Origin of the sequence: Exiguobacterium artemiae (assembly GCF_033342815.1) — a bacterium.
In the GTDB taxonomy this organism is placed as follows: domain Bacteria; phylum Bacillota; class Bacilli; order Exiguobacteriales; family Exiguobacteriaceae; genus Exiguobacterium_A; species Exiguobacterium_A artemiae_A.
In genome coordinates this window covers 22534-31044 of sequence record NZ_JAWPEN010000025.1, presented here as the reverse complement: position 1 = coordinate 31044, position 8511 = coordinate 22534, and the positions used below count along the sequence as shown (strand labels likewise).

Sequence of the window (8511 nt, the reverse complement as noted above, 5' to 3'; positions counted from 1 at the left end):
AAATTACTATAACGAAGAACGAATCCAAGAAAAATTAGGCTACCTGACACCGATAAAATATGGTGTACTGGCAGCCTAATCAAGGTGTTTTATATGTGTCTCATATCGCTAGGTCAGTCTATCCCGTGGTTTTTTTATATGGACTGCACTTTTTTAATCACGCAACTCGAGCCACATTTTACCGGATCGTTCAATCACCCGTTTTTCCGACTTGATATTCAGCCAGCCCAACAAATCGTCAAAAAAGCTTGATGGATATTTCCAGACCGTCCCGATGGTTTCAGTGGATTTAGATTCCGGCTTGCCAGCCACTGCTTCCAGTTCAGATGTTGTTTTATTCAAATCAATCAAGATACTGCTCACTTCCTGATTCTCGTACGCCACTTCAAATCCGTCATATATTGCCTTATTGGCAATCCGGTTCGTCGGAGGGCCGAACGATTTTTCCACTTCAGATTGACTTTTACCGACATAAGCCGTCATCTGTTCCACGGTTTTACCGGTTCTTGCCTTCACTTCCGCTTCGAGTAACTTTTCGATATCGACACCGTATTGTTCCTTTTGATCCGGAGCAACTTGTTGCGCCAGTTGAAATGCTACCGTCGTTTTTCTCTGGTCCCCCAACTGAACCGTTTCGCTTGCTTGTCCCGTCTTTCCGTTCGCTTCCACGCGCGCCGACACATCATACTCGCCCGGAAAACGTTCGATAATTAACGGATTTTGTTGATCCGCTTTCCCCGCCGGTGCATCATCAACTGAGATTGATGCCGCTTCCGTATCCACTTTCACTTCCAATGTCTGCTTGTTTAAATGAAGTGTGTACGTATCAAACCAAAATCGGCCGGGCTGTTTTTTGAGCAGGAACAGATCTTGTTGTGCTGTTTTCGTGGTTTTTTCCGGATAGTTTTTTTGATCCGACTTAATTTCAGCCAACGTTCGTTCCAGCCGCTCCGGATCCGCCTTAAACCATGTCATAAGCTGATTCGTTTCTGCCAGCTTTAACGGTTTGTTGTTAAGGTACACTAGCTGCTGAAACGTTTCCTTGTCTTGTTCCTGCAAGGCCTTTTGAAATACTTTGTCGGTCTGTTGCCGTTCGGCGGCCGGTTTGATTTGACTCCAGCTAATCCAAGCCATCAGACAAACGAGTACGATGATTCCTATGATGAGTCCGATCCGCTGATTTCGTTTTTTCTTTTTCTCATATACAGTGATGCGAGACGGCATCTTTGTTTCCCCTACTTTCTTGTTTTAGGATTTCCTTTAGTTTAGAAACCCTTCATATCCTTGTCAATCGCCCGCAAGACTGAGTCGGTCGAGTATACTGAAGCTATATCTATCTAAAGGAGTGAGTCTATTGCAAAAAGAAAACTGTATTTTCTGTAAGATTGCCAATCATGAAATCCCTAGTCATAAGGTTTTTGAAAACGAAGAGGTGTTGGCTTTTCTTGATCTTTCACAAGTAACAAAAGGTCATACGCTTGTCATTCCAAAACAACATGCCGATAACATTTACGATTTATCATCAGAAAATGCACAGGCTGTTTTTGCAACCGTTCCGGAAATCAGTCGGGCTATCCAACAGGAGACCGGTGCTGCCGGAATGAACCTTTTATCGAACACCGGAAAGGTTGCCGGACAATCCGTTTCCCATTTTCACCTCCATCTCATCCCGCGTCACGATAAACATGACGGGTTTGGTGCCAAATGGGAAGTACACAATGAAGAGTATACGGCGGAGGAATTAGCGACGATCGCCGAATCCATCAAAAATCGTCTTTGACACCTCAAAAATAGTCCGATTACTGACTCATTTTAGAAATATTGCCGAAATAGGTTTCTAATATCGAATTTTCGGTAAAATAATATGAAACAAATATTTTAATATCGAAAGGAGGTAAACTATGTCGAAGCGTCCCCATCGTAATTGGGTCGCTTTTGGTGCTACGCTGTCGCTTGTGACTTTTTACGGTTTGAAGGCGCTTCGCCAAGGTACTAAAAGTGACTCTTCGAATGGTAAACAACGTCGAAATTCTTATTCTACAATCGTAACGAGTATGCAGGATTTAACGCAGGAGGGAAAGAATCTAATAGAGACAGCCAAACTTTCTGGTACGGCTTTTAAAGAGGAAGTTACAAAAGACGTCTCTCAGTACCAATCAGAGGTTCAAGAATCACTCGCTCGTCTTCAAAAGTTTGCTGATGAGGCAAAACAAGACGTCGATCATCTCACTCCCCAACAATAACGGTCCGCTGCTTCGATTTGTTTTTGTATAGTTTGCATTTTGCGCGTTTGAGCCATTGTCACCTTTCGAAAGGATGAGTCAGATATGGAACACGAGAAATTATATCCTGGACAAGAAGCACTGTTATACAGTCATAAAATTGTCCAATTAAGCAAAGCACTATGGAAAACGGTAGAAAAAGATTGGCAAAATTGGATTAAACCATTTGATTTAAATATTAATGAACATCATATTTTATGGATTTCTCATGCACTGGGTGGTGCCTCGATTTCTGAAATTGCCAAATACGGTGTCATGCACGTCTCGACTGCATTCAACTTCTCTAAAAAATTAGAAGACCGTGGACTTTTGACGTTTTCAAAAAAAGAGACGGATAAACGAAATACCTATGTTCAACTAACACCGGAAGGTGAAAGTCTGCTACTTGAGACGATTCAAGCATTCCGTCCGGAAGAAAACGGAGTTTTCCGTGCTTCCCTACCGCTGCAGGAGCTGTACGGGAAATTCCCTGAACTGACGGACATCTCAGCCATCGTTCGTCGCCTTTACGGTGACAGCTTCATGGACATCTTTGCCGAGACATCGAAAATGATTACGGAAGAGGCGGACCGCCGTCCGCAAGACCCTGTCATCGATTCCATCAAAAAAGCATGACCTTTGCATGAATTCCGGAAGTTAACGTTCTAAGCCTTGAGGCCTAGGACGTTTTTTTCTGTCTTGATGCACATGACGTTCCCTTTACCATTCTGTCTCAAAACGTTGCGGCACCTCACAATTTCCCACAAAAATAGTCCTCTCCTCCTGTACTTGATGTGATAGCATAGTGTAAGAGCAAATCACTTTCGATTTTGCGGAAAGCTGTCAAGACAACGAAGATATGATATGATAGAACGGTTGAAATAAATGGTAAATTAGGGGTGTATGTATGAAAAAGAAACTTTTAAGTGTAGCAGCAGTGGCCAGCGTATTCACATTAGCAGCATGTGGTTCAAATGACGAAGCTGTCATCAACTACAAAGGCGGAGAAGTCAATAAAGCAGACGTCCAAGATGAGGCGTACCAAAAAGCAGGCGCACAAATTGCTTTCCAACAAACAATGAACAAATTGCTTGAAAAAGAATACGGTAAAAAAGTAACCGATAAAGAAGTAGAAGCTGAAGTCAAGAAAACAAAAGATCAGTTCCCGGATAAAGAACAGTTCAATACGACTCTTCAAACAGCCGGAATCAAGAACGAAAAAGAATTTGAAAAAGTTCTTCGGACACAAATGCTCTTAACAGAAGCGAAATCAGCAAAATCAAAAGTAACGGATAAAGAAATCGAAGACCGCTTCAACCAGGAAAAAGTGGAAGTAAAAGCGAGCCACATTCTTGTTGAAAAAGAATCAGAAGCAAAAGCAATCAAGAAACAACTTGATGAAGGCGGCGATTTTGCTAAAATCGCTAAAGCGAAATCAACAGATACGGGTAGCGCAACAAAAGGTGGAGATCTCGGATACTTCACAAAAGGTAAAATGGTCGAGGAATTCGAAAATTATGCGTTCAAGGATGGCGTTGAAGGTAAAATTTCTGATCCGATCAAAACACAATTCGGATATCACATCATCAAAGTAACGGACCGTAAAGAGAAAAAAGACTTTACGCTCGAAAAAGAATCTGATCGAATCAAAAAGGCATTAGCTGAAGAAAAAGCAGCTCAAGTCAATCCAAACGACATCTACCGTTCATTGATGAAGAAGTATGACGTTAAAATTGAGAATAAAGACTTCAAAGATGCTTTTGATCTCGATAAACAAGAACAACAGCAAATGCAACAACAGATGCAACAACAACCACAACAGTAAACACAACAAAGACAAGGGTGTCAGATTCCAATTCTGCCACCCTTGTCTTATTTAAAGGAATCACTCGCTTCACGCGACTCCTCTAGGAAACAGCGCATTTTTACGCTGGCAGAGACAAACACAAGCCGGTCCCCTGTCTAAATGAGACAGAGAATCCGGCTTGTAGTCTCGCCTGAGGAACGGACGTGAAAAGACGAGTGATTCTTTTTTTGAGTCAGCCCCTGTTCACTTCTTTAACGAATCGGAGCCCGTTCATATTGTTTTGGTAAGCTGACCTCATCTTTAAGTTCAGCTGCCGCATGATAAACCCAATACGGTTGACGCAAAAGTTCACGCGCAAGCAGGATGACGTCCGCCCGTTCGCTGCGGATGATTTCTTCCGCGAGCGTTGCCGTCGTAATCAATCCTACGGCACCTGTCTTGATGCCGGTTGCCTGTTTGATTTCCGCTGCATACGGTACTTGGTAGCCGGGATAAACTTCCGGAACGGCATTGGCAACAACGGCTCCTGAACTGCAATCCAGCAAGTCGATGTTCCGCTTTAACAATTCCTCAGCCAGCGGGATATAATCCGCCGCCGTCATTCCACCCGGTGCATGGTCTGCTGCTGAAATCCGGACCCATAAGGACAGATCCGACTTCGCTTGAATGGCGTCAATGATTTCAAGCAAGAAGCGCATCCGGTTTTCCATCGATCCACCGTACTCATCCTGACGTTTGTTGGATAACGGGGACAAAAAGGTATTGATCAGATAGCCGTGTGCTCCATGCAATTCGATGAAATCATAACCCGCCTGTTCGACGCGAAGTGCCGCCTCGACGAATTGTTGTTTGATGACATCGACTTCTTCCACTGTCAGTTCATGCGGATGATCATATGAATCATCGAATCCGATCGCTGATGGTGCGACGGGCGGTTTAGCCGTCGTACTTTTCCGTCCGGCATGCGCCAATTGGATTCCTGCTTTTGCACCGGCCGCTTTTACTTGATCGGCAATGCGGCGAAGTCCGTCAATGTGATCATCCGACCAGACGCCTAAATCACCTGCTGAGATTCGACCGTCCGGTGTGACAGCTGTTGCCTCTAAGATGACACCACCGACGCCACCTACTGCACGTGAGGCATAATGCGTGACATGCCAATCGGTTACGAGTCCATCTTCTTTTGCACTGTACATACACATCGGTGCCATGATGACACGATTCCGGAACTGAAGTCCCCCGATTTGGATTGCTTCGAATAGTTTGGTTTTCATGAATTCCACTCCTCTGATCAATTTCAAATCCTGTTGAATCTTTTTAAGTCATCCTTTTACAGCTTGGGACGATAAAATGAACGATTATCCAATGCGAACGACCGTTCAGAAAATTGGCCGGGTTCTACGTACTCGAGCAAACGATCCATCATCGTCATCCGCGCATCCAGATTATCAATCAGGAATAATACCTCGGCTTCACGCATCTGTGGTGCCACTGCCGATCCCCACTCCGGACGCCCATGGTGGCTTAAGACGAGGTGTTGTAAGACCGTCAAAACTTCTGCGTCGATTTGTAACTCTGCCCCGACTTTTTCTAATTCTGCGACCATCAATGAAATATGCCCGACAAGCTTTCCGGGAAGCGTATATTCCGGTGTTACGGGATCGGATAATTCCTTGATTTTGGCGTAATCATGCAATACGACACCTGCAATCAACAAATCCCGATTTAATGTAGGATACAGACGTGCAATTTGATCTGCCAGTTTTAACATCGACAGGACATGATAGGATAAACCAGAATAAAACGCATGATGGTTTTTGACCGCTGCCGGATGTGTGAAATACGCGTCAAAATCTTTGATGACAAGATGTTTGACCAGCTTCTTCATCTCGGTATGTTGAATCGATTCGATGAAACCGAGTACTTCCGTTTCAATCTGTTCCCGCGGAAGTGGCGCCGATTGAATGTAGTCTTCTACATTCGTTTCATCCAATACGGTGATTTGCTTCAATTTTAATTGGGTCCGTCCCCGGTAATCCATCACTTCACCAGCTGCATGGACGATGAATTTAGGAGCATATTTTTCAAGATCACTCGTGTCCCACATCTTTGTTTCAATTTCTCCCGTCTTATCTGCTAAAATCAATGTCAGATAAGGTTTTCCGTTTGCAGCAATTCCTTTTAATGCCTGCTTGATCATGACTCGTTGATCGAGCATTTCACCAATTGCTAACTGACCGATACCTTTCATTTCACAACACATCCTTTTTATTTATCTGGACTCATTTTTTTTACATATTCTTCTGACTGTCAGACGTCACTCTACCATTCTACTATATAGGAGCTTAAAACATGGAATCCGACCCACACTTTACCTGGCATCGTTTTTTAACGCTTGCCGAATTTGAAGAATATTTTCATTCTCAAACACCGACTGACGCTTTTAAACTGGATTGGCTGAATCAACTGTCTACAAAAGATATGAACTTCACACGGGTCGAACTTGATTTACTGTACGGCTCCATTGTGACTTGGCAAAATCCGGCTGATAAAAGTGACCGCCGTTCCATCTGCTATTATCTTTCACCGACGGAACTGATTACAATCGGCTTATCGGAACATGTGATTTCCTTAATTGAACCTTTTGAAACGACGACCCCTTTTGAAGCTTTTTATGCACTGTTATCTCTTCAAATGAATACTTACTTTTCAGGAATCGATGCTTTTGAAACTGAACTGTTTTTAAGACAGGATGAGCTTCGGGGTAGTATCGATGAGAATTCTCTCGACAGCATTTTCGGCTTACGGGATACGATTGAAAACTGGTCGGATCTGATTGTCCCGTTCCGTGAACTTATACTGGCGGGACCTGAAGCTTTTGTTCGCCAAAGCACCTATACGGATGCCTTACCTTACCGATTGGCCGAAAAGCGGGTCGAACGTCTGTTGATGCTGATTGAACACTATCAAAAAGATATTGAAGTATTGCTTGATCTGTCGACAACCGTCTCGAACTTCCGGGGAAATGAAATCATGAAAGCTTTGACGATTTTCACAGCTGTCGCTACACCGATGATGGCGCTTGGTGCCATTTGGGGAATGAACTTTAAAAACATGCCTGAGCTCGACTGGAAATACGGATATGCCAGTTCCCTGTTTTTGATTTTCCTTACGACCGGCGGAATCTTTTATTGGATGAAACGCCGTGGCTGGTTAGGAGCACTTGTCCGCATGCCCAATAAAAAGTCACAAGTAAAAAAATAGATGTAAGAACATAAGTTCGTTATACTTAGTGTAACGAATTCACGGATTGAAAGAAAGGAGGAGACGATGATGGGAAGAAAAATCATTCATGTCGACATGGACGCTTTTTATGCTTCCGTCGAACAACGTGACCGGCCGCATCTAAAAGGTGTCCCCGTCATCGTCGGAGGTCCTCCTCATGCCCGGGGTGTCGTCGCCACCTGTTCGTATGAAGCACGCAAATACGGCATTCACAGTGCCATGCCATCACGACGGGCATTCCAACTGTGTCCGCGGGCCGTTTTCCTGCGCCCGCGTTTTGAAGTGTACCGGGCTGTCAGCGCCCAAATCATGGAGTTGTTTCTTGAGGTCACGCCTCTTGTCGAACCGTTATCTCTTGATGAAGCATATCTTGACGTCACGGAAAATAACCTGCAGATGACGAGCGCGACGCATATCGCCCAGTACATCCTGGCTGAAATTAAACGGCGGACAGGTTTGACTGCTTCCGCCGGCGTATCGAACTCAAAACTGGTCGCTAAAATCGCTTCCGGTCATCAAAAGCCGAACGGGTTAACCGTTTTGCCTCCGGATGCCGTGTTACCGTTCTTATCCGGATTAAAAATCGGGGATTTGCACGGGGTCGGAAAAGTCACGGAGCAGACGCTGCGGAAACACGGTTTTAATACGGTCGCAGACATTCAACAATCACCGATCGCCGAACTGCGGGGACTGCTCGGCCGCGACCGGGGGACCGAGCTGTATACGATGGCACACGGTGAAGATGAACGAATGGTCCGCCCGCACCGGGAACGAAAATCCATCGGCTCCGAAAGTACGTTTGAAGAAGACACGGAAGATATTGATACTATTTTCGAAACACTGAAACGGGAAGCGCTGTCCGTCGTCAAGACACTGAACCAAAAAGAACTGGTCTGCCGAACCGTTACGATTAAATGGAAGACGGAAGATTTCCAGTCCCGCTCCAAACGGTACACTTTTTTAGAAGAAACTGCTGACGAGGAAACGCTGCTCCGGGTCACGACCAAGCTGTTTAATGAAATTGAATTCTCGGGTCCGATCCGGTTAATCGGTATGAGCGTCAGCCATCTTGAGGCCCCTCCCCTCTCCAAACAATTGACGTGGCAGGACATCGATTCTTACTTGTAAAATGAATGAGTATTCATTACACTTAAGTTA

General features: G+C 44.6%; 10 protein-coding genes. 7 read left to right on the top strand and 3 right to left on the bottom strand.

Features of this window, described 5'->3' with window-relative positions; translation table 11 throughout:
* Positions 1-79 (top strand): IS3 family transposase (locus R7V76_RS16700; RefSeq protein ID WP_369076250.1); only part of this gene is annotated, 79 nt, incomplete at its 5' end.
* A gap of 74 nt (positions 80-153) precedes the next feature.
* On the opposite strand, the gene R7V76_RS16065 is transcribed toward R7V76_RS16700, so the two are convergent.
* Complete coding sequence (locus R7V76_RS16065; RefSeq protein WP_318094274.1) at positions 154-1224, bottom strand: TcaA second domain-containing protein; 1071 nt, start codon at positions 1222-1224, stop codon at positions 154-156.
* 130 nt (positions 1225-1354) lie between these two features.
* Here R7V76_RS16065 and R7V76_RS16060 point away from each other — a divergent pair, with 130 nt between their 5' ends.
* The 4 genes from R7V76_RS16060 (at position 1355) to R7V76_RS16045 (ending at position 4086) form a co-directional block, all read left to right on the top strand.
* Positions 1355-1780 (top strand): HIT family protein, encoded by a 426-nt coding sequence (locus tag R7V76_RS16060; protein ID WP_318094273.1) that lies wholly within the window; start codon positions 1355-1357, stop codon positions 1778-1780.
* A 121-nt stretch (positions 1781-1901) separates the two neighbouring features.
* On the top strand, positions 1902-2243 hold the full coding sequence (locus R7V76_RS16055; protein ID WP_290829919.1) for a hypothetical protein: 342 nt from the start codon (positions 1902-1904) through the stop codon (positions 2241-2243).
* 84 nt (positions 2244-2327) lie between these two features.
* The gene (locus R7V76_RS16050; protein WP_012369593.1) at positions 2328-2897 is read left to right on the top strand and encodes an HTH-type transcriptional regulator Hpr; all 570 of its coding nucleotides are present in this window, start codon (positions 2328-2330) and stop codon (positions 2895-2897) included.
* A 271-nt stretch (positions 2898-3168) separates the two neighbouring features.
* The gene (locus R7V76_RS16045) at positions 3169-4086 is read left to right on the top strand and encodes a peptidylprolyl isomerase (protein WP_318094272.1); all 918 of its coding nucleotides are present in this window, start codon (positions 3169-3171) and stop codon (positions 4084-4086) included.
* 233 nt (positions 4087-4319) lie between these two features.
* On the opposite strand, the gene namA is transcribed toward R7V76_RS16045, so the two are convergent.
* Both namA and R7V76_RS16035 read right to left on the bottom strand, forming a co-directional pair.
* On the bottom strand, positions 4320-5342 hold the full coding sequence (gene namA / locus R7V76_RS16040) for an NADPH dehydrogenase NamA (RefSeq protein WP_318094271.1): 1023 nt from the start codon (positions 5340-5342) through the stop codon (positions 4320-4322).
* A gap of 56 nt (positions 5343-5398) precedes the next feature.
* Positions 5399-6319, bottom strand: coding sequence for an HD domain-containing protein (locus R7V76_RS16035; RefSeq protein WP_318094270.1), 921 nt, complete (start codon positions 6317-6319; stop codon positions 5399-5401).
* A 101-nt stretch (positions 6320-6420) separates the two neighbouring features.
* Between R7V76_RS16035 and R7V76_RS16030 the strand changes: the two genes are divergently transcribed.
* Both R7V76_RS16030 and dinB read left to right on the top strand, forming a co-directional pair.
* Complete coding sequence (locus tag R7V76_RS16030) at positions 6421-7332, top strand: magnesium transporter CorA family protein (RefSeq protein ID WP_318094269.1); 912 nt, start codon at positions 6421-6423, stop codon at positions 7330-7332.
* 66 nt (positions 7333-7398) lie between these two features.
* Positions 7399-8481, top strand: a complete 1083-nt coding sequence (dinB, locus tag R7V76_RS16025) for a DNA polymerase IV (protein WP_318094268.1) — start codon at positions 7399-7401, stop codon at positions 8479-8481.
* Positions 8482-8511 lie beyond the last annotated feature (30 nt).

Excerpts from the sequence above, each read along its gene's own strand:
- R7V76_RS16065 (WP_318094274.1), bottom strand. The coding sequence starts at position 1,224 with ATGCCGTCTCGCATCACTGTATATGAGAAAAAGAAAAAACGAAATCAG.
- R7V76_RS16055 (WP_290829919.1), top strand. The coding sequence starts at position 1,902 with ATGTCGAAGCGTCCCCATCGTAATTGGGTCGCTTTTGGTGCTACGCTG.
- R7V76_RS16050 (WP_012369593.1), top strand. The coding sequence starts at position 2,328 with ATGGAACACGAGAAATTATATCCTGGACAAGAAGCACTGTTATACAGT.
- R7V76_RS16045 (WP_318094272.1), top strand. The coding sequence starts at position 3,169 with ATGAAAAAGAAACTTTTAAGTGTAGCAGCAGTGGCCAGCGTATTCACA.
- namA (WP_318094271.1), bottom strand. The coding sequence starts at position 5,342 with ATGAAAACCAAACTATTCGAAGCAATCCAAATCGGGGGACTTCAGTTC.
- R7V76_RS16035 (WP_318094270.1), bottom strand. The coding sequence starts at position 6,319 with ATGAAAGGTATCGGTCAGTTAGCAATTGGTGAAATGCTCGATCAACGA.
- R7V76_RS16030 (WP_318094269.1), top strand. The coding sequence starts at position 6,421 with ATGGAATCCGACCCACACTTTACCTGGCATCGTTTTTTAACGCTTGCC.
- dinB (WP_318094268.1), top strand. The coding sequence starts at position 7,399 with ATGATGGGAAGAAAAATCATTCATGTCGACATGGACGCTTTTTATGCT.